Origin of the sequence: Bradyrhizobium sp. B039 (genome assembly GCF_038965675.1) — a bacterium.
GTDB classification, from domain to species: Bacteria; Pseudomonadota; Alphaproteobacteria; order Rhizobiales; family Xanthobacteraceae; genus Bradyrhizobium; species Bradyrhizobium diazoefficiens.
The window spans coordinates 6,100,149-6,125,110 of sequence record NZ_CP152416.1; the positions used below are offsets into that span (position 1 = coordinate 6,100,149).

Below are 24,962 nucleotides of genomic sequence, written 5' to 3' on the forward strand. Positions count from 1 at the left end.
TTAGACCTCGAACACAGGCTTTCCCGGCGCAGCCGCGGCACTGTCAAGCAGCAGCTCGATCTTCACCACAACGTGGGCGATGCGATCGAGGATATGCTGCAAATTGCGTTGCGCTTGCGCGGCGTCCGCGGACCAGGCTTCGGTGACGAGCCGCGCGCCGACGCACAGCCGCAGCGCGGCCTGCGGCTTGCCGTCCGGCTGGTCAAACCGTACTGGCTGGCCGACGAGGCAGCGTTGCGCGGCAACCTGCCGATCCGCCGCACTGCCGTCGATGTCGCCGTTCATGTCACGCGCCAGGGCGCGATGCACGGCGCCGGTCTCGGCGATGGAGACCGGCTTGCCGTCGCGCAGCAGCGTGAACGGAAAGATCGTGGCTTGCGCGAATTCCTCGTCGTCCGTCCCGGACACCCCGATCGCGGCCGGAACGGCCCGAAGCGACGGGGACAGCGCGATCATGCTGTCGATGCCGGCCGCGAGCTCGGCCAGCGCCTTGGCGCGGAATGCGCCGGGCACGGCATAGTAGCTGCCGATCTCGCTGAGCGCCGCCTCCCAGCGCAGCCATTGACCGAAATTCGGCCGGCGCTCGAAGCGCGAGCGCAGCCCCGTCCAGGCCTTCGGCCAGTCGCTGCGGCCGGCATAATCGAAGAAGCCCGGCGCGATCTCGCCGATCCGGCCGAGCGAGCGCGACAGGCCTTTCGGCACCAGCAGCGCACCGCTGAAGGCGGGGCCGCCGAAAAATTTCGAGCCTGTCATCAGCACCATATAGCCGCGGTCGAGATAGGCGCGCAGCCGGCGACGGCCGAGCCGCGCCTGACAGGCATCGACGACGATTTGGACCTTGCCGGGCCAGCGTCGCGCAATCTCGTCGAGGCAGGCCACGCTCGGCGCGCGCCAGCCGAGTTTTGAAGAATCCATGATCTGCAACAGAACGCGCCGACCTTGCGCGAGGCTGGTCTCGACCGCGCGCAGCACCGCTTCATCCGCATCCGGGCGCATCGCAATGCCGGGCGCCGTGTCGAGCAGCGGAACCGCGACGCTGTCGCCGGCGAGCCCCGCTACCGCACCGTCCTTGCGGACCGAAAAGCCGCTCGCCGTCATCGTGCTGAAATGGTGCCCGCGTGCGGTATGGGGCGTCCCGCTTCCGGTCTGATCAGTGCCGACCACGATCGTCACCGGCGAGGCGCCGAGCACCGCGCGTGCCAGAAACAGGGCGTGGAGCTGGGAGTCGGTGCCGGACGGCGAGAACACGACGTCGACGCGCGGCGAGACCTGGAGGTGTCCGCGCAGCTCTTCGCGCATGTCCTCGCAGCGCGCATCGAAGGCGACTTCGACCTCGTCGAACAGGCACTTGTGCATCAGCTCTTCGCGCGCCAGCGCAGCGCGGTCATAGGCCGATTGCGAGATCACCGACGCGGTCGAGGAGGCGAAATTCCACATCTCCGGCTCCGGAGAGGCCGCGCAGCCATAGGCGTTGACGCGGTCCTTCGGCTCGAGCGTCAGGCGCGGATCTCCGCCGCAGACCAGCAGCGTGTCGAGCGGCGTGAACAGATCGCGCAAGCGGTAGCGCGAGTCGCCGTCGGACGCTCGCTCCAGGTCTGCCAGACGGGATGCGCCGACGCTCATCCCGAGAGGCTCACGCCGCATCGGCCGCCGCCGCGGGCGCCGGCGCGAATTGCGAGGCAATGTCGCCGTGGAACACCGACGGCCCGACATGGTCGATCGAGCTCTGGATGTCGGCCCAGATCTCGCCGCCGATATCGGTCCAGCGCTTGCAGAAGGCGAAGTCCTCGGAGAGATAGGTGCCGGTGGCCGGATCGATCATGCATTCGAACAGCGCGAACCGGTTCTGGCTCGCCGCCAGCGTATCGTGCGAATGCTCGCGGAAGAATTGCAGGCCGGCGTAATTCGGATGGCGGCACATCGCCTCCAGCACGTGGCGCCGGATCATCAGGAAGCCGGTGCCGGCATAGCGCACGCGGGTGAAGCCGTTGACCACCACGATGCGGTCGGGGTCCTCGATCTCGAGCACGTAGTCGAGCGAAGCCGCCGGCACGTCGGCGCGGCCCGCCTCGACCGCGCGTTTCGCCTTGTCCCAGTTGACCCGCTTGATCGGATAGCAGCCCGCGACGACGTCGGCGCCGCATTCGATCAGCCGGAACACCTGCTCCGGCTTGAAGCCGATATCGGCATCGATGAACAGGAAATGCGTCGCCTTGGGATCGTCCAGGAACATCGCGGCCAGGTTGGCCCGCGCGCGCGTGATCAGGGCGTCGCCGTCGCGGAGCAGCACCTTGAACTCGAGATTGGACATGCCGTGCACGGCGCGCTGGAGCGCGAAGATCGAGCTCGCATAGATGCTCGACACCTGCCCGCCGAAGCAAGGCGTTGCCACCACCAGCTGCATCTTGTCCGACATCGAAAGCCCCGCCCCGCTCCAATCCTCACCAAGAGGTAAACAGGCATGGTTAACGGCGCCTTAACGCATCCCTACAGGAACTTGACGAGCGAGAGCTGCGCCAGCTTCGAGGTCACCTGGTAGGAGGCCTGGAGCGCGTTCTGGAGCGCCAGAATCTCGCTCGCGACCTGGTCCGGCGGGGCCGATTCCGCCTGGTCGATGATGGTCTGGAGCTGCGCCTTGGCCTGGGTCTGGCGCGTGCTCGCGTCCTTCATCGTGTTCTGGGCCATCGCGATGTCGGTCTGGATGTCCTCGATACGCTGCTGGCCCGGCTGCTGGGTCAGCGCCTGCGTCACCCGCAGGCTCAGCGCCGAGACCTGCCCGCCCGAATACTGCCCGGTCGGCGAGGTCGAGAACGTCCCGAACACGGCGATCGCCTGCAACTGCCGCCGGATCGCATCCTCGTCGGCCTGCGCGCCATATTGCACCGTGACGGAATCGTCGACCCGCGCCATCGCGGTGGAGCGCGGCGAACCCGGCCCGTCATTGCCGAGATACCATTTCACCGTCGTGGCCGAGCCGTTCACCAGCGTCGTCGCGGAACTCGCAGGCGAGGAGCCGACGCGCAGCGGCGGCTGCGTCGCGGTGACCGGCGTCGCGCTGAAACCGAGCGAACCCAGCGCCCCGGTATTCGAGCTCGTGATGTTCAGGCTCGCCGCATCGTCCGTGTTGATCGTGATCGAACCGCCGTGGATCGTCGAGGGCTTCGAAGTCCCCGTGATCTGGTCGATCTTGCTCATCAGGGTCTGGATGCTGTCGCCGACATTGAGCTGGTTGCCGGTCGCACCCGAGCTGACGAAAGTGAGCGTGGTTCCGTTGACGGTGATGGTGTCGCCGGCGACGAAGCCCGGCGAGATCGAATCCGAGGGGCTCGTGCCGGACAGCGCCGTCGCCCCACTGATCGGTGCGGGTGGAGCCGCCTGGTTGCTCTTCGGAGTACCGATCGCAGAGCTGGCCGTGTTGAAGAAATTGTCGCCGGCGGTCACGGCCGACGCTGCCACAAGCGAGGTGTTGGAAAGCTTCTTGATCGCGGTGTTCAGCGCGGTGTTGAGGTTTGCCGCGGTATTGTTCGGGTTAACCGGGACGCTTGCATCGATCGCAAAGCTCCCGAGCGGCGTCGGCGTCGCCGTCGACGCCGTCAGGTCGATCTGCTCGGTCGTACCATCAGGCAGCGTGAACTGGACGCTCAGCTTGTCGCCGTTGCTGGGATTGGTTCCGTTGAGATCGACGGAGAACGACACCGGCGAGCCGCTCGGGCCGGTGACGGTCGCGCCCGTCAACGTCGAGGAGACCGCCTTGATCTTGAGCCCGAACGGCGATCCCGCGACGTCCTCCGATACCTGCACCGAGCTTGGCGTCGGCTGCGTCTGCACCAGCCGGCCCATGCCGTTGGCGCCGAGATCGGCGGCCTGGCGCTCCGCCATGACGGCCTTGAAACCCGCCTGCGTCGTGGTGCCGTTGATGATGTCGCCGGCATCCGCGACCGACTGCGTGTTGACGGCGGTTCCGGAGAACAGATAGCGGTTGCCCGTCTGCGTGTTGAGCACGCCGACCATCGAGCCGAACTGGGCGGCAGCGGTGTTCTGCGCGACCGTCTGGCCGTTGACGTTGAGATCCTGCGCGGTGTTGGCGGAGCCCGTCTGCACCGTGCTGCGGATCTTGGTCAGCGACTGCAACGCGGTATTGGCGAGGTTGATGCTGACGTTGACGTTGGTGATGGTGTCGGTATAGGCGGCGATATTGGAGATCTGCGCGCGCCCGGCGATCGCAAAGCCCTCGTTGGTGCCCATGCCGGAATAGTTCTGCGACAGCTTGCCGGTCGAGAGCTGCGTCGACAGGTCGGTGAGCTGCTGATTGATGTTGCGGATCTGCGAGCCGAGAACCGACGAGGAGTAGTTGATGCTGCTGATCGACATGTTTCAGAGCCCTGTTACTTGTTACACTTGAGCCTGGATCAACGTGTTCATCATGTTCTGCACCACCGACATCACGTGAGCGTTGGCGGCATAGGCATTCTGGAGCTGGATCAGGTTCGACATCTCCGAGTCCAGGTTGACGCTGGAGGTCGAGTTGAATTTCGCCTGCAGCGTCGAGACCACGACGCTCTGGCCCTGCTGGAGCTGGGTCGCCTGGGTCGCGGCGTTGCCCTGGATGCTCAGGAACTGCTGGAGGTAGTTCGAAACGCTGCCGGTGAAGGGCTGGTTGGCCGAGCCGAGGCCGGTCGTCGGCGAATAGGAGAACACCGCGTTGGTGAGCTGCGAATAAAGATAGTCCGAACGCGTGGTGTCGCCCGCGGGCGTCACCGGCGAGGTGTTGTAGACCGACAGCCGCGTGGGATCGCTGACCAGCTGCGTGTTCACCGCGATGCGCCCGGCAAGGCCGGTCATCTGCGAGCCCGATGCGGTGATCGCGCCGGTGTAGAGCGCCTGTCCGCCGTCGGTGAAAACCGCCAGTTGCGGGTTGCCCGAGGTCAACGACGAGATCGTCTTGCTGATCGAGGACGAGTTGACCTTGGCGAGGCCGGTGTTGTCGTCGGTCACCCGCAGCGTCGTGGCGGTTGCCGGCGACGGGGCGGCGGAGAACGACAGGTGCGAGCCTGACAGCGCGGTGTTGAGCGCCGAGGCGATCGCGCCCATGCCGCCGGAGAAGTTGACGCCGATCCGCATCGGATTGGCGTTGGTCGCATTCTGAAGCGGCAGCGCCGCCGGGTCGGTCACGTTGACGAGCGTGACCTGGCGCTGCGTGTTGGTCGTCGTGTCCGTGTAGGTGATGTTGACCGTGTTGCCCGGCGCCGCCCCGGCAAGGTCCATGTCGAACCCGGCCGGCGGGCCGGAGACGGTGCTGCCGGCCGTGGTCTTGTCGGACAGTGCGCTCGACATCGTCGCGGCGAGCTGGTCGATCTGGTTCTGCGCCTGCACCAGCGTCTGGTCGCGCAGCTTGAGGTCGGCCGCGATCTGGCCCGAGGAAACCACGTTGTTGGCGACGACGTCGACCTGCGAGCCGTTCGGAAGCCTGATGTTGAGCGCGCCGACGCCGGACTTGGCCGGATCCATGTTGTAGAGCGAGGTCGCAGACAGCGCGCCGGCAGACGCAAAAGTGAATTGCGAGGCGAGCCCGGCGCCGACGAGCTGGATGCCTGTCGTGGTGTAGATGTTGGCCTGGTTCGAGCCGTCGGTGGTGACGCGGACGTCGACATATTTCGACAGCGTGTTGATGGCCTGGTCGCGCTGGTCCATCAGCGTCGCAGCCGAGGGGTCGTTTGCCGACAGGCCCTGGAGCTTGGTGTTGATGTCGGCGATCTGCTGCATCGACGCGTTGGCCTGCTGCGCCGAGGTGCCGAGATCCTGCTCGACGTTGGAGCGCAGCGACTGAATGCCCTTGGTGGTGACGTTGAGCTGCTGCGCCAGCGCCTGCGCCGCGCCCAGCGCAACGGTCTGCGCCGACGACGCACCCGCGCTGGTCGACAGCGCCTGCAGCGCGGTGGTGAACTTGTTCAGCGCGGTTTCGAGCGTGCCGCTGTTACCGGGCGTGCCATAGACACTCTGAAGCTGCTTCAGGATGTTGGCCATCTGGTCGGCGTAACCGCTGCCGCCGGTCTCGGTGCGCAGCTGGTTCAGCACGTAGCTGTCGAGCTCCCGGCTGACGCCGGTCGTCATCGCCGTCGAGCCGAAGTCGCCGGTGGTGACCTCGATCTGGTTCGGCGTCTGGACGACGTAACCCGGCGTCTGCGAGTTGGCGACGTTCGAGGAGACGATCGAGAGCGCGGCCTGGTTGGCACGCAGACCGCTCATCGCACTGGCGAGGGCTGAACTCAAACCCATATCACTGGCCGCCTTTGGTTACGTCACGCGCCGATCAGCGCAATACGTTCAGGAGGTCCTGCACCATCGAATTCGCGGTCGTGATCACCTTGGTGTTGGCCGAATAGGCCTGCTGGGTCACGATCAGCTTGGTGAATTCGTCGGCGATGTCCGTGTTGGAGCCTTCCAGCGACGAGCCGCTGATGGTGCCCGATGCGCCGTCGATCGCCGGTCCTGACTGTTCGGTCGCGGCATAGGCGCCGCCGTCGAGCGCCTTCAGGTAATTGGTGCCGTTGAAGTGCGACAGCGATACCTGTGCGAGGTCAAGGTTCTGGCCGTTGGAGAAGGTTCCGACCACGAGGCCGTTGTTGTTGACGGCAACCGAGCGGAGCTGGCCCGCGGCGTAGCCGTTCTGGGTGATGGTGTTGATGGTCACCGCGCCGCTGGTGCTGGCATATTGCGTCAGCCCGCCCGAGGAGATGTTGAAGGCGACCGAGCCGAGCGCCTGTCCGCCGACGCTGACATTGTTGATGGTGATGCCCGAACCGCTCGGCGAGGTCAGCGAGCCATCGGCGGCGAAGGTGAAGGCCTGGCCGGTGTTGACCCAGCCGACCGTCGTGCCGGTCGCATTCGGATCGGTCTGGTAGAACAGGTTCCAGGTATCGGAATGGCCCGTGCCCAGCGACGCGCTGTCGGTCTTGGCCCAGCGCAATTGCAGGTTCACCGGCGTGCCCGCGGCGTTGTAGGCGGTGACCGCACCGCCGCTGATCGATTCCTTGGTGAAGGTCGCGATGTCGTTGCCGATCACGCCGCCGGTGCCGGCGGTGCCGCCACCGTCGCGGTTCTTGGTGATGGTCGAGGTGAAGCCGAGCGCGGCGAAAGCCGCACTGTTGGAGCTGGACACCGACAGGTTGGAAACGGTGCCGGTGTTCAGCGTGATCACGCCGCCGGGGCTGATCGAAGACCCCGAGGCGCCGGAGAGCGCGTCGATCTTGCCGAGCAGGGTCGTGATGTTGTCGGTGATGTTGATCTGGTTCGGACCGGAGGCACCCGAGGCCATGAAAGTCAGCGTCTGGCCGTTGACGGTGATGGTGTCGGCGGGCGGGCCTGCCGAAAAGCCGGACGAGAGCACCTCGGCGCCGCCGGCGGTCGCGCTGCCGCTCAGCACCGTGGCGCCGGTGAGCGCGGGCGAGGACAGCACGTTGCCGCCGCGTGTCACGCTGCTGATGCCGAGCGCCGTGGCTGCCGTGCCGCTGCCGATCGACACGTCGGTGCCGGTGCCGGTCGAGATCTGGATGTTGCCGCTGGCGGAGAGCGAGGCCGTAACGCCGGCGCCGCCGGCGGTCTGGATCGCGTTCAGGATGCTGGCCACCGTGGCCGTCGTGCCTGCGCCGAGACCGATCGTTGTGTTGTTGCCGACCGTCGAGACGGTGGTACCACCGTTGAAGGTGATCGTGTTGCTGCCGTTGATCGTCAGGACCTGGCCGCTCAGCGCGGTGAGAATGCTGGAGGCGAGATGCGTGCCCACGGTGTTGTCAAGGGACGTGGAAGTCGAAGCCACCGCGGACGAGTTGTTCTGGAGCGGAACCGTGCCCGTCCCCGTCGTCGACGAATAGGCCGAGCGGATGTTGCCGGTGGCGGCTGCACCGGACACCGTCGCGCTGGTATAGGGCGCGGGCGGCGTGCCCACCGGCAGCGGGTTGGCCTGGAAGTCCGACGGGTTCAGGCCGCCAGCCGCCAGCAGCGTCTTGCTGGCTGCGGTCGAGCTCGCAGCCGTGTTCGGCTGGGTCGGCAGGTTCGCCGCGTACTGGATCGAAGTGGTCGCCTGCGCCGGAATGAAGTTGTTCTGGAATTTCAGGACCGTCGCCACGTTGCCCTGAGGGTTGCCGGTCTTCGGGTCGACCGTGACGCCCATCAGGTAGTAGCCGGCGCCGTTGACCAGATTGCCGTTGGAATTGAGCTGGAAGTCGCCGCGGCGGGTGTAGTAGGTGACGCCGCCGAACTGCGGCAGGTTGTCGACGACGCTAGTCGCCTTCTGGATCGAGAAGAAGCCGTCGCCGGTGATCGCCATGTTGGTCGCGACGGAGGAGGACGAGATCGTGCCCTGGGTGGTGATGGTCGCTTTCGCGTTGGCCGTCACACCGCCCGCGACCTGCTTGCTCGGCACCGAGGCGTCCGGGATGAGATCGACGAAGCTGGTCCCGATGCCCTTGTAACCGGTGGTGGATGAGTTCGCGATGTTGCCGGAAATGTTCTGAAGCGCGTAGGACTGCGCCTGCAGACCACCCACCGAGGTGTTCATTGCATCGAAGATACCCATAACTTTGTCTCCAAATCCGATCTCGGCGGCCGGTCGACCAGGGCCGCAGTCGGGAGAGACAGTCGCAAGGGCTATGCCAAGGCGGGTATTTCTATGAAATCAATGACTTAAATGAATGGACCCCGGTCGGACGACCGGGGCACAATTGCCGGGCCGGCAACAATTGCCGGGGCATCGGGTCATTCCGGGGCGGTCCGCAGGACCGAACCCGGAATCTCGAGATTCCGGATTCGATGCTCACGCATCGCTCCGGAATGACTCCAGCGAGAGCTACGTCGCGGACGCGGCGGCCGGGTGGAAAACCAGCCCGAAACCGTCGATGCAGTAGCGCAATCCAGTGGGCTTCGGACCGTCGTCGAAGACGTGGCCGAGATGGCCGCCGCAGCGCCGGCAATGCACCTCGGTGCGGAGCATGCCGTAGGTGCGGTCCTCGGTCTTGCCGACATTGCCCTCGATCGGCTGATAGAAGCTCGGCCAACCGGTGCCGCTCTCGAACTTGGTGTCGGACGCAAACAGCGGCAGGTCGCAGCCGGCGCAGGCGAAAACGCCCTTGCGATGCTCCTTGAGCAGCGGGCTGGAGCCCGGCCGCTCGGTGCCGTGATTGCGCAAAATCTCGTATTGCTGCGGCGTGAGCTGGGCACGCCATTCGGCCTCCGTCTTCGTGATCTCGAACTTTTCCGCGGCCTTCTCGCCGGCCTCGGCAGGTGTCCCTCTCAGCCAGCGGAAGGCGGAAAGGCCGAACAGGCCGGCGACAGTCGTTAGCAGGATGCGGCGGTCAAACATCTCATTCTCCGTGCGCGAGTCCACGCCCTGAGATACGGGTTCTAACGGCCGACGTTACACGTCCAGGCGCGATTTTTCTCAACTTATTGCGAGACGCTGTCGTCGTGCGAGGCCGGTTCCAAGGCTTCAGTCGCGGGTTTCGGCGGCGGGGCCGGCCGCGGCCGTACACCCGGCGGCGGACGGCGCGGACCGGTGCCGGCAGCCCGGTTGGCTTCGGCCAGCCGCGCCTCGCGTTCCCTGTCCTTGACCCGCGCCCGCTCGCGGTAGCGGGCGAGCGTACCTGCGGCGGCGGAGCTCGTCCTGCCCCAGATCCCGACCAATTGACCCGCGACCCGTCCGGTCGCGCCGCCCGCCCAGACCAGCTCGAACGGCGAAAACAGCCGCCAGCGCTCGTCGCCCCACAGGATGCTGCGCGCGATCATCTGCCCGGCCATGGCCGAGGTGTTCATGCCCTGGCGGCCGAACCCGCTCGCCACCCACAGACCTTTGCGCAACTGGCCGATCTGCGGCATGCCGTGCACGGTCTGGCCGGTCGCGCCGCCGAACATATCGGCGATCTCGACATTGCCGAACTGGGGGAAGATCGACCGGATCCGCCGCCTGACGCCGCCTGCAAAGCGCTGCGGCCGTGCGGCCCAGGTGGTCTCCGGGCTCTCCCACATCAGCCGGTCGCCGTCGACGATACGGAAATGATCGACGCCGTCGGAATCCATCACCGATCCCTTGAAGGCGATGATCTCGTGCACGCGCTCGCCGAGTGGCGCGGTGATGCCGGCATAGCGCCAGACCGGCAGCAGCGTCTCCGACAGGCGCCTCAAGGGCGCGCCGAGATGGATGTTGCCGGCGAGCACGATGTGCGTTGCGCGCAGCCGCGCCGACGGCGTGACGATCCGCTTGCGGATGCCGGAATGGTCGATGCTGACCACCGGCGTATCCTCGAAGATGCGGGCGCCGGCCCGCCGCGCCAGCGCCGCAAGACCGTGCACGTATTTGCGGCCGTCGACTTGAAACGCCTTGGGATAGTACACGCCGTGGAAGTAGCGATCGGTCTTGAGCACGTCGCGGACGCGATCGACCTGCCAGCCCTCGACCTCGGTGTCGAAATCCTCGTGCAGCATCTGCAACCGGCTGATCAACCGGTCGCCGGTATCGACGTTGGAGACCTCGAGCACGCCGTCGCTCGGGGCGATCCCCGGCATGTTCTCTTCGGTGGCGTTGGCGCGGACGAACTCGGCTCCCTCCTTCGACAGCGTCCACAATTCGCGCGCGTCCTCGAAGCCGATGCGCTCGATCAGGTCGGTGAGCGGCAGCGCAAAGCCCGGCATCACGGTGCCGAGCTGGTTGCCGGAGGCGTTCCAGCCGATATGGCGCCCCTCGAGCACCGCGACACTGGCCCCGAGCCGGGCCGCCTCCAGTGCAATGGAGAGCCCGGCAAGCCCTGCCCCGATCACGCAGATATCGGCATCGAGATCGAACGACAGCCGCGCGCGCTCGCGAAAGCCGGCTTCTTCCTGGGACACGCTTGTGAAAGTCTCGCTCATATCGTTTTCTTAGAGCATGATCCGGAAAAGTGTGCAGCGGTTTTCCGAAAAGATCATGCTCAGAACAAAAATTTAAAGCGCGATGAGGGTTTGTCCAAATCTCATCGCGCTTTAAAGGACCGATCGGGCGCTTGTCACCTTGTCCTCAACCGGCGCCTGTAGATTATTCTGGACGTGCAACGATTCGAGAGTGCCATGCGCCGTTTGATGCTGCTGCGTCACGCCAAGACCGAGACTGACGCGCCGAGCGGCCGTGACCAGGATCGCCGGCTCGACGACCGCGGCCATAGGGATGCCGCCGAAATCGGCGACTGGATCGCCTCCCATCCCCCCTTCCCCGATACCGTGCTGGTGTCGCATGCCGTCCGCGCCCGGCAGACCTGGGACATCGCCTGGGCGACGATGAAGGGCCGCGTCCCCGCGCCTGAGGTCGAGGTCCTGCCGGAACTCTACGGCGCCGATCCCGCGCAGATCCTAAAATCCATTCGCACTGCAACCAACCCGGGCAACCCGAAGCGGCTGCTGCTGGTCGGCCACAATCCCGGCATGCACGAGATCGCCTTGATGCTGATGGGCGGCGGCGATCCGGCCGGCGCCAAGGCGCTCACCCACAACCTGCCCACCGCGGGGCTTGCGATCTTCGACTTTGACGTCAAGGATTGGGGGGACGTGGCCTACCGCCGCGGCAAGCTGGTGCTGTTCGTCAGCCCCAAGCTGCTTCGATCGGGATGAGACCCGCGGGTCTCGACCGGTTGATGCAGCTGATCGAGAGCTGACTGGAAGATTTGGAGGCGCAGATGTTCAAGTCCATCCTCGTGCCCATCGACCTCGCCGACACCGATCTCGCCAAGCCGGCGATCGCGACCGCGGCAACGCTGTCGCAGACCTGGAGCGGCACGGTGCGCCTGCTCAACGTGCTGCCGATGACGCCGGTGATGCTGGCAGAATACGTGCCGGCCGATTTCGACGAACAGCAGCGCCAGACCTCGGAGGAAGCGCTCGCCATCGTCGCGCGCGAATCCGGCATCGAGGCCTCCCACATCTCCAGCGTGGTCCGCCAGGGCGGCATCTACCACGAGATTCTGGAGGAAGCCGTGCACATGAAGGCCGATCTGATCGTGATGACCTCGCACCGGCCGGCGATGCGCACCTATTTCCTCGGCTCCAATGCCGGGCACGTGGTGCGCTACGCGAAGTGCTCGGTGCTGGTGGTCAGGCACTGAGGGCTGCTCCGTAGCCTGTTGTTCCGGGCTACAAGCCCTTGCGTTGCCCGTCGGGCAAAACACCCAAACGGCAGGTCAATTCCCGTCGCCCAAAATATTCCACTTTACCGAAATTCGGAATTGGCGGATAGTGCGCTCACTCCGGCCCAAGGAAGAGGGGCGTATCGCGATCGTCACGAACGCGGGCCGGGCGGCGGTGGACGCTAGTTGCATCGGCGCGAAGGGTTTCGCAGGGCGGGCAACCGTGAGCGAGGACGTCGCGCGCACGACCGGTGTGATCGGCGTACGGCCAAATCGTGTCGTCCTGGCGCCCGGGGTCTGTGCGCCAAGTCTTGCGGTGATGTGTGCGGCCCGACCGGACCGCGCGCGTCAGCCATCCGCAAGGCGACGGGGGCAATAGTGCATCGCTCCCCGGGGAGAGCACGACATAAGCCGTTCCAACCACTGCGCAGGGAAGGCCGGGATGTCTCTCCGGTTGCCCTGTTTCCCGCTGTGCATCGTAGCGCAATCCGCTTCTCGCATGGCGGTCAATGGGAGCCAGCCGGCTCCCGGTCTTCCCTGCGCCCTCTTTCGTTGGGCGTGACGCGACGAAGCAAAGCTCGGGCGAAACAAGCCGCGAGGATGCGAAAGTGTGTCTGCGAGTGAGATATGAGTTGATCGAGCGATGCCCGTGCCCGCACTCCGTCATTGCGAGGTCACCGCGCCCAGATCTACCGGGCACGGCGGACGTCAAAACACGTTACAGATACCGCGTCATCTCGGCTTTGAACTGCCCGTAGACCGCGTCCTCGATCTGGCTGCGCGTGATCCCGATGTCGCGCAGGGCGTGATCGTCGAGTTCGCTCAGCGTCTTGACGGCGGAGCGGCGCTCCAGGCGGTCGAACAGCGCATGGATGGCGCTGGCGAGAGCGCGGAAAAATCCGCTCGACGAGGATGGGCGTAAACTCCGCCCGGCAGCTTGCGAGATCGTGGTCATTTTTCTTCTCCGGCCTATTGTCCACGCGGCGAAGCGGGCGCCGTTGGCGCAGACGCTGGAGCGCCTGCACCTCATTTGCCATAGGATTGCTCTCGCTCTCCTCGGCTCAACGCGGACCTTGATGGAACTTAAATGCTCCAGTACATTGCTCGGAGCAAGGAAAACATTGCTCTCGGTGCAATAATGTCCAAGTTCGAGTATGTGAAGCTTGCCGATGCCATTGCCTCGGATATCTCTAATGGCACGTTAAGGCCCGGCGACCGGCTGCCTCCGCAGCGCAATTTTGCCTATGACCGTGGCATTGCGGTCTCGACCGCGAGCCGGGTTTATACGGAATTGCTCCGCCGCGGCCTCGTGGTCGGCGAAGTCGGCCGCGGCACCTTCATCTCCGGCGACATCAGGCGCGAAGTCGAGGCGCTGAGCGAGCCGCGCGACGCGCGGATCGACTTCGAGGTCAATTATCCGTTATTGCCGCAGCAATGGGCCATGATCGCCAAGAGCCTTGCGGGGCTCGAGCGCGTCGACGCGCTGGAATCCGCGCTGCGCGTCTCGACCAGCACAGGCACCAAGAGCGCGCGCAATGCGGCGGCCGCCTATCTCGCGCGCAAGGATTTTGCGCCGCAGGCCGAGCAGATCGTCTTCACCGCCAACGGCAAGCAGTCGCTCGCGGCCGCGCTCACGGCGCTCGTCCCCACCGGCGGCCGCTGCGGCGTCGAGGCGCTCACCTACCCTTACGTCAAGAGCATTGCGGCGCGGCTCGGCGTGACGCTGGTCCCGATTTCGATGGACGAGCATGGCGCGCGGCCCGACGCCATCCAGAAGGCGCATCGCGAGGCGCACCTGTCGGCGCTCTATCTCCAGCCCATCATCCAGAACCCGCTCGGCGTCACCATGAACGCGACGCGGCGCGCCGACATCATGCGCGTCGCCGAGAAGCTCGATCTGACCATCATCGAGGACGCCGTCTACGGCTTCCTCGCCGACGACACGCCGCTGGCCGCGCTCGGGCCGGACCGCTGCATCGTGATCGACAGTCTGTCGAAGAAGGTCGCGCCGGGCCTTGCGCTCGGCATCCTCGTCACCCCGCCGCGTCTGCGCGAGAGCGTGATGAGCGCGGTTCGCACCGGCGGCTGGATCGCCTCCGGCCATGCGCTCGCATCCGGGCAGCGGCTGATGGCCGACGGCACCGTCGCCGAGCTGACGCGCCTGAAGCGCATCGACGCCGCGCGCCGCCAGCAGACCGCGGCCAGGCTGCTGGCCGGCTACCAGTTCGCCGCCGACCCGCGCTCCTATCATCTCTGGCTCACGCTACCGCCGCACTGGCGTTCGCAGACCTTCGTTGCCGCAGCCGCCAGGCGCGGCATCGCGCTGACGCCGTCCTCGACTTTTGCAATCGCGCATGGTCACGCGCCGAATGCGGTGCGTCTCGCGCTCGCCCCGCCCACGTTCGAGCAGCTCGATTCAGGCCTGCGCACGCTCGTCTCGCTGCTCGGCACCAAGGAAGAGGACTTTGACTCGACGGAGTAACCTGAGCGTTTTCGAGCGAAGTGGATACCGGTTCGCGTAAAGAAAACGCGTCAAAACTAGAATCTTGCCCGTCAGCCGTCCGGCCATTCCGCGATAAAGCCCCTCGCCTTGTACGGCTCGATCTTGTCCCATTCATGCAGGACACGACGGCGAAATTCGACATCGGTGTGCCAGAGCGCGCGCGGCGTCGCAAAGCTGTCGACGGTGAGCAGCATCTGCTCGACCTCGGGCCAGTGCCGGTGCAGCGTCATCGGGTAGCGACGCGCGGTCCAGGTGTTGCCGAGGCAGATCACGCTGCGGATATTTTGCAGCCCAAGCGCCGCGTCGATGACCGGCAGCGAGAAGATCACGTTCTCGCCGGTATTCGTCGCGCCATGCTCCTCGAGGATCCGGTCCGCCGCAATGCCCGCCGCGACCATCGCCGCCTTGATGATGGTGCACTCGGATTGCTCCGAGCCCGGCGTCACGCCGCCGCTGACAATCGACCAGCGGAACAAGCCCTCGCGCCACAGCCTTGCGGCGGTGTCGGCGCGGAGTGCGATGTCCTCGCGGGTGCCGAACATGAACAAGAGGTCGGCCGGCCGGAGCGGCGTGTCGATCAGATGCGTGCGGTTGATCCTGGCGATCTCATCCGCCGCAGGCCGGCGCGTGCTGCAATCCATCGCTGACATGGCCGCACGATGCGACACCGGCACCGGGGCGCGAAGTCACGTTTGATTGCGGCCGATTGCAGCTAAGGCAACAAGGCCTTCGGCACGCGATCGAAGCTGTAGCTCTGCGGCTGGTTGCGCCGCACGAAGCCGCCGACCTGCCAGGCGAACAGCGCGGCAAAGCCGAGGATGAACAACGCGCCGGCGAAGGCGTCGATCATGAGCGCGCGGATCAGGAGCCCAGTCATCGCCACCGTCAGCACCGCCATGAACGCCAGCACCGCGGCATAGGTGTTGCGGCCGAGGCCTGCCGTCAGCACCGCGCGGCTGCCTGCTTTCGCCATCCGCGCATGGAGCTCGACGATGAAGTCGCGAAAGCCATTGTCCTGCGGCGCCATCAGCGCCGCAGTCTGCCAGCTCGTCGACAGGATCGCGATGCGGCCGCCACCGCTGCGGCTGACATCGGCGCGAAAGCGATGCTGCTGCATCGACACCGGGCGGAACGACAACCGGATTGCGCTGATCTCGTCGTAGCGCCACAGGCCGGAACGGCCGCCGATGTGCCAGGACAGTCCCGCGTCGGTCAGCTCGAAGCGATGCGCCGAGCCGATCAGCGACGCCTTGTAGGCATAGCTCACGCCTGGGGCGCCCTGCGCGTCCGAAACCCGCATCTCGACAATCAACCCCGTCTGCAATCCCGTCCGCGCAATCCTGTCTGCGACCCGCTTGCGCGGTCGCCCTCGCCCATCCTACAAGCGGGGCATGGCTGAGACGACCTTTTTTCCGCGCCGCCTGATTCTCGGGGCTGCCGTGATCTGCGGCGTGCTGCTCGCGCTCGCGGTGCACATGCTGGGCGCGCGCTACGGGCTCGACCTCGGCGGCCTCTGGCGCTCCGACACGCATGAGTTCATTCCGGCGGGCGCTGCGATCGCCTGGTGGCTGATCGCCACGGTCGGCTTTTCCGGCGGGTATTTCACGGCGACATTGATGCAGAGCGCCGCCCACGGCCAGATCCCGCAACGGATGCGGCAATTCCTGATCGCGGTCGGCGTGCTCCTGCTTGCGGGCGCCGGCCAGGTGGCCTCGGCCCCGAGCCCGATCCCGACGGTCTCGGGCGTGCTTGCCGGGCTCGCCGCGCTGTGCCTCGGCGCCGTGATGGCATTCTGCGGCGCGCATTTCGCGCTGCGCCGCGGCTAGCCTTTCTAGGCCGAGGCGCGCAGCCGCGGGCGCTCCAGCATCAACGCCACATCCGAGGCAGGCCGCGGCTTGCTGAACAGATAGCCCTGCGCCTGGGTGCAGCCCTCGCGCCTGAGCAGCTCGAGCTGCGCGTCGTTCTCGACACCTTCCGCGGTGGTCACGATGCCGAGGCTGCGGCCGAGCCCGGTCACGGCGCGGATGATCGCCATGGAATCCTCCCGCGTCGCGAGCTCCGACACGAAGGAGCGGTCGATCTTGATCTTGTCGAACGGGAAGCTGCGCAAATAGCTCAGCGACGAATAGCCGGTGCCGAAATCGTCGAGCGAGATCCGCACCCCCATGGCGCGCAGCTCGTGCAGGGTGGTCAGCGTCGCCTCGCTATTCTGAAGCAGCACGGATTCGGTGATCTCGAGCTCGAGCCGGCGCGCCGGCAGTCCCGAGACGGTCAGCGCCGCGGTCACGGATGCGATCAGGTTCGGATTCCTGAACTGCACCGGCGACAGGTTGACCGCGACATCGACATCGTCGGGCCAGGTGGCCGCGTCGGTGCAGGCGGAACGCAGCACGAATTCGCCGAGCTGGACGATGAGTCCGGTCTCCTCGGCCAGCGGAATGAAGTTGATGGGGGCGATCAGGCCGCGCTGCGGATGGTTCCAGCGCAGCAACGCCTCGAAGACGACGACGCGACCACTGGCAACGTCGCGGATCGGCTGATAGTACGGCTGGAACTCGTCGCGTTGCAGCGCTGCGCGGAGATCCATCTCCAACAGACGGCGCGCCTGTGCGCGCGCATCCATGCCGGTCTCGAAGAAGCGGTAGGTGCCGCGGCCGTCCGCCTTTGCGCGGTACAGCGCAAGGTCGGCGTTCTTCAGAAGCTCGTCCGCGTTGCTGCCGTCCTGCGGCGACAGCGAGATGCCGATCGAGACACCGATGACGATCTGATGGTCGTCGATCTCGTAAGGCGCCGAGATCACCTCGACGAGGCGGCCGGCAAGGCACCTCGCTGCGGCTTCCTCCGACCGTCCGATCTGGACCACTGCGAATTCGTCGCCGCCAAGCCGCGCCACCGTGTCGCTCTCGCCGACGGTGGCCTTCAGCCTGCGGCCGACCTCCTTGAGCAGCGCGTCGCCGATGGGATGGCCGAGCGAGTCGTTGATGTCCTTGAAGTGATCGAGATCGAGGCAGAGCACCGCGAGCTGGTCGCCCGAACCCGTCCGGCGCAGTCCCTGCTCGAGCTGCTCGTGGAACAGCACGCGGTTCGGCAGACCGGTCAGCGCGTCATGACGCGCCATGTGCGAGATCTTCGCCTGCGCCTCCAGCCATTCGGTGATGTCCTCGAAGGTCGCGACCCAGCCGCCGCCCTGCATCGGCTGGTTGACGACCCGGATGGAGCGGCCAAACCGGTTGACGACCTGGCTGGTCGTACGGCCCTCGCGCGCGTCGATCACGAGGCGCGCGAAGAATTCATCCGCGTCGCCCTGCCACTGGCCCTTGGCCTGCTCTTCCCGCAGCACGTCGACCAAGAGGCGGCCGGTCAGCGCGATATCGGTGCGACGAAGCATCGCCGCGTAGCGCTCGTTGAACAGCATGATCTTGCCGTCCGCGTCGAACATGCACAGCCCCTGCGACATGTTCTCGAGCGCGGTATCGAGCACGACCTGCTGGCGTCCCAATTCGCCCTTGGCGCGGCGGTCGAGCACAGCCGCTGCGAGCGCGATCGCGATGATCGCGACGGCCGCGCTGGCGGTAAGGACCGACAAGGAGGCCGGCGGGATCGACATGCCGCTGATGACGATCGAAGGATCCGGCGTCAGCTCCACGGCGCCCATGGCGGTGAAATGATGCGAGACGATGGCGACGGTCAGCAGCACCGTCGCACCGAGCGCATTCGCCACGCCGTCGCGCCGCCCCGCGACGACCAGCGCAAGCGATCCAAAGACGATACCGAGAACGATCGAGACCGCCACGGTGTCGGTCGCCCAGCCGATGCGCGCGGGAATCTCGAGCGCCATCATGCCGGTGTAATGCATTGCGGCAACGCCGCCGCCAACGACGGCGCCACCGAGCGCGACCGGAATCGTCCGCGTCACCGACACCGAGATGCTCAGCCCGACGAAGGTGACCGCAATCGCGAAGATCAGCGACAGAACGGTCACGGGGATGTTGTAGGCGCCGCCGGCGCCCGGCCCGTAAGCCTGCATCGCGATGAAATGGGTTGCCCAGATGCCGCAGCCTGCGACGACGGCGTCCAGCGCGATCCACGATACGCGAGCACCGCCGCTTGCCGCACGCGCGCGCTGGAACAGGCTGATCGCCGCCGCGCTCGCGAGCAGGCACACTGCGCCGCCGAGTGCGACGAGGCGCCAGTCATGCTGGTCCGTGAGACAGTAAAGAACTTGATACATTGCCGGCCCCTATCCGACCCGCACTAGAGCGGGCAGAGATGGACAGTCGGTAACCGGCTATGTGCTGGGTTCGGCGATGGTGAACGGAAGATGTGTACGTTTGCTCACATTGTTCATCTTCGCGAAGGCGCGCCGATCCCGATCACGGCGGCGGCGAGCAGCAGGACGGTGGCCGATACCACCAGCGATGCGTGCAGGCCGGTCATGAATGCACCTTCCGAGGCCACCAGCGAGCCGAACAGCGCAACGCCGAGCACGCTGCCGGTCTGCCGCGTCGCGTTCAGAACGCCCGCCGCGATGCCGGAGCGCGCCTTCTCGACGCTGCCCAGCAGGGTCGAGGTCAGCGGCGGCACCAGCAGCCCAAGTCCGCCGCTGATCGCGATCATCTGCGCGCAGATCATCCAATAGCTCGTGTCAGCCTCGATCCAGATCAGGCCGAGACAGCCGAGCGCCGAGACGCATGCGCCGACGACAATGGTCGGGCACGGTCCGATGCGCTCGGCGAGGCGCGGCGCCAGCAGATTGACCGGGAGCACCGCGGCCATCATCGGCACGAAGGCGAGTCCGGTCCACCACGCCGACAGCCCGTTGATCCTCTGGAAGTACAGGCTGAGCACGAAGATCAGGCCGTAGATCGCGATGTTCACGAGCAGGCCGACGAGCGCGGTCAAGGTAAACAGCCGGTGACCGAACAGGGACAAGGGCAGCATCGGCTGCGCCGCGCGGCTCTCCCGCCAGACGAACAGCACGGCGAGGACGAGGGCTGAAGCGAAGGCCGCGAGCACGGCCGGATGGTCCCAGCCAAGCGCGCCGCCCTCGATGATCGCGCCGGCGAGCGCCCCCAGCGCGCCGATTGCCGTAAGCTGGCCGGGCAGATCGATCTCGCGCGAGGGCGCGCGCGTAGTCTCCGTCGCATAACGCCAGCTCAGCCAAAGGCCCATGAGGCCGATCGGAAGGTTGACGAGAAAGATCGCGCGCCACCCGACCAGCGTGATCAGCGCGCCGCCGACGAAGGGGCCCGCGGTCAGCGCTAGGCTCGCTCCGGCAGCCCAGATCGCGACGGCGCGGCCGCGCGCGCGGTCGTCGGCATAGGCATGACTGAGCAACGCCAGCGAATTCGGCACCAGGATCGCCGCCGCCAGGCCCTGGACCAGTCGTGCCGCGATCAGCACGATTGCATTGGGGGACGACGCACAGGCGAGCGAGGCCGCAGTGAAGATAGCGAACCCGGCCATGAAGACGCGCTTGGCGCCGATCCGGTCGCCGAGTGCGCCGGCCGTCAGGATGAAGGCGGCAAAGGCAATGGTATAGGCGCTGACGACCCATTGCAGCTCGGCGACACCGCCGCCGAGCGCCCTGCCCATCGCGTCGAGCGCGGTGTTGACGATGGTGACGTCCAGCTGCACCACGCCATAGCCGAGACTCATCGCGGCCAACGTCAGGGAGGTTGCAGGACGCGATGAGGCGCGCGGCGCGCCGGCTCCGTCGTCGAAGGCTTCGTATTTGATGGTGCTTGCTCGCATGCTGCCACCTCGGTTGCAGCCCCACGCGACATATAGGCTTCCGGCCTGCCGTCATGTTTCGACAATGGCCGAAGGATGGATGTGTGGCGAGCGTGCCCACCCGAAACTCGGCGTCGTCGCCCGCGCAGGCGGGGAATGACGACGGCCGTGGCAAGCAAGGGCAAAAGCGCCGCGCGAACCACCGCGCGGCGCTTTCCAGGCTACACCAGCGCTAGCTCGCCGCGCGCAGATTCACCTTGCTCTCGGCGAGCGCCGTGAGCTTCTTGTCGGTCGCCTTCTCTTCCTCGAGCGTCTTGGCGAGCACGGCGGCGCAGTCGCTCCGGCCGAGCTGCTTGGCCCAGGCGATCAGGCTGCCGTAACGCACGATCTCGTAATGCTCGGCGGCCTGCGCCGCATTGATCAGCGCAGCGTCCAGCACCGCCTTGTCGGCGACCTCGCCGGCGGTCTCGTCGGCCTCCTCGATGATGCCGTCGATCGCCGGGCAGTCGACCGCCTTCACCTGTGCGCCGTGCATCTTGAACACTTCCTCGAGCCGCTTGACGTGCTGCTTCGTTTCCTCGAGGTGCGTCAAAAAGCCCTTTTTCAGCTGCGGGTCGGTGGCCTTATCGGCCATTTTCGGCAGCGCCTTGGTGAGCTGCTGCTCGGCATAGTAGATGTCCTGGAGCTGGTGCACGAACAGGTCGTTCATGGTCTTGATGTCTTTTGTGAACAGTCCCATCGTTCCGATCCTCTTGGGTTTCGGGAACACGGGGGCACCGGCTCGCACGAATAGCCGCATATTCCCGCCATGTTCGATTGCTGATGGGGCGCTAACGGGCACGCGGCATCGACGTTCCAAAAAAGCCGGCATCGCTTGCGCTGGAACAATGCCGCGGACGGCACGATATGAAAGCATGCCAATATACGAACGCGCGGGCCTGGCCGGTTTGGCGACTCATATGCTTAACGCGCGTCCGATGTGAACCACATATGACAAAAGTCGCCGGTCCGGCACAGAACCTATCCTTGTCAAGGGCTGCACAAGTCACCGTTTTTGTCTTAAATGAGCAAGATCATGCCTAGCGATCGACGCCTGCCTTTGGCAACCATCGCGCCCGACTGGCCAATGCCTGGCCTTGTCGGTCTTGCCCCCTGCCGGGAGGATGAATGCACGGACTGCTGCCCGCGCTGAAACGCGGCTTCAAGAGATGGATTGGCTGGCGACGGCTCGGAATTGCCGCGAGCGTCTTCATCATCGCCTTCGCAATCACCACGCTGGTGCGGACCCTCAAAGGTATCGATACCGGCGTCATCCTGACCGCATTGACCGAGATTCCCCGCGGGAATATCGGGCTGGCGGCGATCTGCGTCTTCTTCGCGTTCTGTACGCTGACCTTCTACGATTTTTTTGCACTGCGAACGATCGGCAAGAAGCACGTGCCCTATCGCATTGCAGCGCTCTCCAGCTTCACGTCCTATTCGATCGGCCACAACATCGGCGCCACCGTCTTTACCGGCGGCGCGATCCGCTTCCGGATCTATTCGGATTACGGGCTGAACGCGATCGACGTCGCAAAGATCTGCTTCCTGTCGGGCCTGACCTTCTGGCTCGGTAACATCTTCGTGCTCTCGATCGGCATGGCCGTCCATCCCGATGCCGCCTCCTCGATGGATCAGCTGCCCTCGTCGATCAACCGGCTGATCGCGCTCGGCGGCCTCGCCTCGATCGGCGCCTATCTGGTCTGGCTCTGCATGGGCGAGAAACGCCGCGAGCTCGGCCAGAAGGGCTGGAAGGTGGTGTTGCCTTCGGCGCCGCTGACGCTGGTGCAGATCCTGATCGGCGTGGTCGATCTCGGCTTCTGCGCCACGGCAATGTATCTCTTGATACCGGCCACTCCGCCGATCGACTTCCTGTCGCTGGCGGTCGTGTTCATCCTGGCGACGCTGCTCGGCTTTGCCAGCCATGCCCCCGGCTCGATCGGCGTATTCGATGCCGCCATGCTGGTGGCGCTGCCGGAATTCGGCCGCGAGCAGCTTCTGGCGACGCTGCTGGTGTTCCGCCTGCTCTATTTCGTGATCCCGTTCGGCCTCGCCATCTCCATCATGGGCACGCGCGAGCTCTGGATGAACGTGGTCGAGCCCTGGCAGGAGCGACGGCGGCTGGCGGAGGCCTGCGCCCAGGCCAACCTGCCCAAGCAGGTGGCGGCAATGGAGCGCGAGCGGTCGCTGCGACAGGCCAGCAAGCGCTAGGGCGCTGGACGGCGCCCGCAAAAATCGTCAGACAAGGTTGCGGGCGGGGGGAGCAATCCTCTCTTATTTCCGCCTCAACTTTGCCGTTGAACACGCGGGCCATGATCCGACCATCTCTTCGCACCTTCTTCGCGGGCGCCCTGCTGCTTGCCGGGATTTTGACCGCTTTGCCGCCCGAGCGCGCAGTCGCGCAGGACGCCGGCGCCATGCAGATCAATTGGGAGGTGCGCAACCGCTTCCGCCTGTTCCGCGAGGAGCGCGACTTTCTGCTTCATGTGGAGAACGCGCGTAACCGCAGCATCCTCGCCGCCGAACAGTCGCTGGAGCTCCAGAGCGAGGGCCGCGGCTGGGCCCGCAACATGGTCAACCGGCTCTGCATCGACCTCCAGGGCCGGGTCAACCAGCCCTGCACCCGCGACAACGTCAAAGAGAATTACCTCACCCCGATCGACCATCCGGTGACCGTGCGCCTGACCGGCGCGGTGCCGGTCGGCGCCACCTGCGCCTGGTCGTTCGACGACGGCGACGGGCCGCAGACCTCGACCTTCGACTGTGCCGAGCCGGTCAATCTGCGCGTCCGCTACGGCCGGCAGACGGTCGCGAGCGTCGACGTCTCCTCCGGCTCCGATCCGACCCAGCGCGTTCAGACCGAGATCCAGGTCCGCGACATCTTCGTCGCCGGCCTCGGCGACAGCATCGCCTCGGGCGAAGGCAATCCCGACCGGCCGCTCGCGCTGTCGGACGAAGGTTTCTGCTTCCGCTCCTATCTCGGCACCGCCGGCGCGCAGTACTACCGGCCGAGCCGCGCCGGCTATAAAGGCGGCCGCGCCTGCGAGGCGCCGGATACGCTCGCCAACTGGCAGCGCTACGGCGCGCTCTGGTTCAACTCCCCCTGCCACCGCTCGCTCTACAGCTACCAGGCCCGCACCGCGCTGGCGCTCGCGGTGCGCTACACCCACATCGCGGTGACCTTTCTGCCGCTCGCCTGCACCGGCGCCAGCATCGGCGACGGGCTGCTCGGCTCGCAGCGCGCCCGCGAATGCGCGCCCAGCAAAAACGGCAATTGCCAGACCAGCGTGAACGCGCAGGTCGCCGAGCTGCGCGAGGCGCTCACCGCGGCGAAGAAGCGCCAGCCGGACCGCACGCTCGATCTCGTGCTGCTCTCGATCGGTGCCAATGATGTCTACTTCTCGGGTCTCGTCGCCGACGTCATCGTCGACACCGCGACCGAGCGCGCGCTGTTCCGCCGCTCCGGCGTGATGGCGAGCGTCGACGATTCCCGCGATGCGCTGGCGCGCGAGCTGCCGCAGAATTTCGTCAAGCTGCGCGAGGCGCTGAAGCCGCTGGTCGGCGGCGACCTCTCGCATGTGGTCTATGTCTCCTACGCCAATCCGGCGCTTGCCGATGGCGGCGTGCCCTGCCGCGGCGGCCGCGCCGGCTTCGACATTCATCCGTCCTTCAACGCCGATCCGCAGCGCCTCGCCCGCGTCTCGACCTTCGTCGACACCGAATTCCTGCCTCAGTTGAAGGGGCTCGCCACCTGCACCCGCGGCGCGCTGTGCCGCGATCCCGAAGCCGACCGCATGACGTTCGTCGATGCGCATCAGGCAGCGTTCGCCGATCACGGCTTCTGCGCGCATGCGGGCAACGATCCCGAATTCGACCGCACGTGTTTTGCCGAGAACGGCCAGAGCTTCAATCCCGATATCGTGAGCGCGGCGAGCCAGCCGATGCTGTGCGGCCGCGGCGCCTCCGAGTATCGCGCCTATCTGCCGCGCGCGCGCTGGATCCGCGACGCCAATGACAGCTACTTCGCCGCGATGACCTATCCGCAAGGCCTGCCGGCCGCGAGCCAGCCGACCGACATCCACGACGCCACCTGGGGCGTGCTCTCCGCCGTCTATGGCGGCGCCGTGCATCCAAGCGCCGAAGGCCACGCCGCGATGGCGGATGCGGCGCTGCCGGCCGCAAGCAGCGTGCTCGGGCTGGACGCAGTACCGCCGCCCGTGACGCGGGGACTGCTGCCGCAGCTGCTACCGAGCGCGCGGCAATAGAAGCAAGAGCGAGCGCTCTCCACACCGTCATTGCGAGCGCAGCGAAGCAATCCAGAGTCCATCCGCCGAAAGATTCTGGATTGCTTCGCTGCGCTCGCAATGACGCGCTGTGAGTACGAATACTATCTCCCCGAGTCGCCCTGGCTTTCGCCAGAACGACGATTGGGACGAGCGCGGTCTCCATCCTCACGATCGTTCCCTCCCACCTGCCGTTCCATCAATCCAAAAACGGCATCGATCGATACTCCCTTGAACTTGGACACTTTGCCGCGCGCGCCT

19 protein-coding genes are annotated in these 24,962 nt (G+C 66.1%); 6 read left to right on the forward strand and 13 right to left on the reverse strand.

Going from position 1 to position 24,962, the window contains the following annotated elements; genetic code table 11:
• The 7 genes from AAFG50_RS29105 to AAFG50_RS29135 all read right to left on the reverse strand — a co-directional run bounded on the left by AAFG50_RS29105 (position 1) and on the right by AAFG50_RS29135 (position 10,899).
• Positions 1 to 1,644 (reverse strand): hypothetical protein, encoded by a 1,644-nt coding sequence (locus tag AAFG50_RS29105; protein WP_028173276.1) that lies wholly within the window; start codon positions 1,642 to 1,644, stop codon positions 1 to 3.
• Positions 1,634 to 2,416 (reverse strand): hypothetical protein, encoded by a 783-nt coding sequence (locus AAFG50_RS29110; RefSeq protein ID WP_028173275.1) that lies wholly within the window; start codon positions 2,414 to 2,416, stop codon positions 1,634 to 1,636. Before AAFG50_RS29110 ends, AAFG50_RS29105 begins: the two co-directional genes overlap by 11 nt.
• Positions 2,417 to 2,487: 71 nt before the next feature.
• On the reverse strand, positions 2,488 to 4,371 hold the full coding sequence (locus tag AAFG50_RS29115; RefSeq protein WP_028173274.1) for a flagellar protein: 1,884 nt from the start codon (positions 4,369 to 4,371) through the stop codon (positions 2,488 to 2,490).
• Positions 4,372 to 4,392: 21 nt separating this feature from the next.
• Positions 4,393 to 6,276: a flagellar hook-associated protein FlgK gene (flgK, locus tag AAFG50_RS29120; protein WP_028173273.1), complete on the reverse strand. Its 1,884-nt coding sequence runs from the start codon at positions 6,274 to 6,276 to the stop codon at positions 4,393 to 4,395.
• Between the two features lie 34 nt (positions 6,277 to 6,310).
• On the reverse strand, positions 6,311 to 8,575 hold the full coding sequence (locus AAFG50_RS29125; RefSeq protein WP_011088595.1) for a flagellar hook-basal body complex protein: 2,265 nt from the start codon (positions 8,573 to 8,575) through the stop codon (positions 6,311 to 6,313).
• 270 nt (positions 8,576 to 8,845) lie between these two features.
• Entirely contained in the window at positions 8,846 to 9,358 is a 513-nt protein-coding gene (gene msrB / locus AAFG50_RS29130; RefSeq protein WP_028173272.1) for a peptide-methionine (R)-S-oxide reductase MsrB, read from the reverse strand.
• Between the two features lie 83 nt (positions 9,359 to 9,441).
• Positions 9,442 to 10,899 carry an FAD-binding oxidoreductase gene (locus AAFG50_RS29135; protein ID WP_028173271.1) on the reverse strand — a complete coding sequence of 486 codons (1,458 nt, stop codon included), beginning with the start codon at positions 10,897 to 10,899 and terminating at the stop codon, positions 9,442 to 9,444.
• A gap of 195 nt (positions 10,900 to 11,094) precedes the next feature.
• On the opposite strand from AAFG50_RS29135, the gene AAFG50_RS29140 reads away from it, so the two are divergent.
• Together AAFG50_RS29140 and AAFG50_RS29145 are read left to right on the forward strand one after the other, a co-directional pair.
• Positions 11,095 to 11,631, forward strand: a complete 537-nt coding sequence (locus tag AAFG50_RS29140; protein ID WP_028173270.1) for a histidine phosphatase family protein — start codon at positions 11,095 to 11,097, stop codon at positions 11,629 to 11,631.
• Positions 11,632 to 11,696: 65 nt separating this feature from the next.
• Positions 11,697 to 12,122 carry a universal stress protein gene (locus AAFG50_RS29145; RefSeq protein ID WP_011088599.1) on the forward strand — a complete coding sequence of 142 codons (426 nt, stop codon included), beginning with the start codon at positions 11,697 to 11,699 and terminating at the stop codon, positions 12,120 to 12,122.
• A 739-nt stretch (positions 12,123 to 12,861) separates the two neighbouring features.
• Here the strand turns inward: AAFG50_RS29145 and AAFG50_RS29150 are convergent.
• The gene (locus AAFG50_RS29150; protein ID WP_028173269.1) at positions 12,862 to 13,098 is read right to left on the reverse strand and encodes a DUF1127 domain-containing protein; all 237 of its coding nucleotides are present in this window, start codon (positions 13,096 to 13,098) and stop codon (positions 12,862 to 12,864) included.
• A 183-nt stretch (positions 13,099 to 13,281) separates the two neighbouring features.
• Between AAFG50_RS29150 and AAFG50_RS29155 the strand changes: the two genes are divergently transcribed.
• Positions 13,282 to 14,625: a PLP-dependent aminotransferase family protein gene (locus AAFG50_RS29155; protein WP_028173267.1), complete on the forward strand. Its 1,344-nt coding sequence runs from the start codon at positions 13,282 to 13,284 to the stop codon at positions 14,623 to 14,625.
• Between the two features lie 71 nt (positions 14,626 to 14,696).
• Here AAFG50_RS29155 and AAFG50_RS29160 read toward each other — a convergent pair whose 3' ends face one another.
• On the reverse strand, positions 14,697 to 15,296 hold the full coding sequence (locus AAFG50_RS29160) for a YdcF family protein (RefSeq protein WP_028173266.1): 600 nt from the start codon (positions 15,294 to 15,296) through the stop codon (positions 14,697 to 14,699).
• Between the two features lie 62 nt (positions 15,297 to 15,358).
• Complete coding sequence (locus AAFG50_RS29165; RefSeq protein WP_028173265.1) at positions 15,359 to 15,946, reverse strand: hypothetical protein; 588 nt, start codon at positions 15,944 to 15,946, stop codon at positions 15,359 to 15,361.
• Positions 15,947 to 16,037: 91 nt separating this feature from the next.
• Between AAFG50_RS29165 and AAFG50_RS29170 the strand changes: the two genes are divergently transcribed.
• Positions 16,038 to 16,472: a hypothetical protein gene (locus AAFG50_RS29170; RefSeq protein WP_011088604.1), complete on the forward strand. Its 435-nt coding sequence runs from the start codon at positions 16,038 to 16,040 to the stop codon at positions 16,470 to 16,472.
• 5 nt (positions 16,473 to 16,477) lie between these two features.
• Here the strand turns inward: AAFG50_RS29170 and AAFG50_RS29175 are convergent, their stop codons facing one another.
• The 3 genes from AAFG50_RS29175 to AAFG50_RS29185 form a co-directional block, all read right to left on the reverse strand.
• Complete coding sequence (locus AAFG50_RS29175; protein WP_028173264.1) at positions 16,478 to 18,877, reverse strand: EAL domain-containing protein; 2,400 nt, start codon at positions 18,875 to 18,877, stop codon at positions 16,478 to 16,480.
• A 113-nt stretch (positions 18,878 to 18,990) separates the two neighbouring features.
• The gene (locus AAFG50_RS29180) at positions 18,991 to 20,400 is read right to left on the reverse strand and encodes an MFS transporter (protein WP_028173263.1); all 1,410 of its coding nucleotides are present in this window, start codon (positions 20,398 to 20,400) and stop codon (positions 18,991 to 18,993) included.
• Between the two features lie 211 nt (positions 20,401 to 20,611).
• A complete protein-coding gene (locus AAFG50_RS29185; RefSeq protein WP_011088607.1) occupies positions 20,612 to 21,118 on the reverse strand; it encodes a ferritin-like domain-containing protein in 507 nt (168 codons plus the stop codon).
• Between the two features lie 428 nt (positions 21,119 to 21,546).
• Between AAFG50_RS29185 and AAFG50_RS29190 the strand changes: the two genes are divergently transcribed.
• Together AAFG50_RS29190 and AAFG50_RS29195 are read left to right on the forward strand one after the other, a co-directional pair.
• A complete protein-coding gene (locus AAFG50_RS29190) occupies positions 21,547 to 22,629 on the forward strand; it encodes a YbhN family protein (RefSeq protein ID WP_011088608.1) in 1,083 nt (360 codons plus the stop codon).
• Positions 22,630 to 22,730: 101 nt separating this feature from the next.
• Positions 22,731 to 24,683 carry a hypothetical protein gene (locus tag AAFG50_RS29195; protein WP_028173262.1) on the forward strand — a complete coding sequence of 651 codons (1,953 nt, stop codon included), beginning with the start codon at positions 22,731 to 22,733 and terminating at the stop codon, positions 24,681 to 24,683.
• Positions 24,684 to 24,962 lie beyond the last annotated feature (279 nt).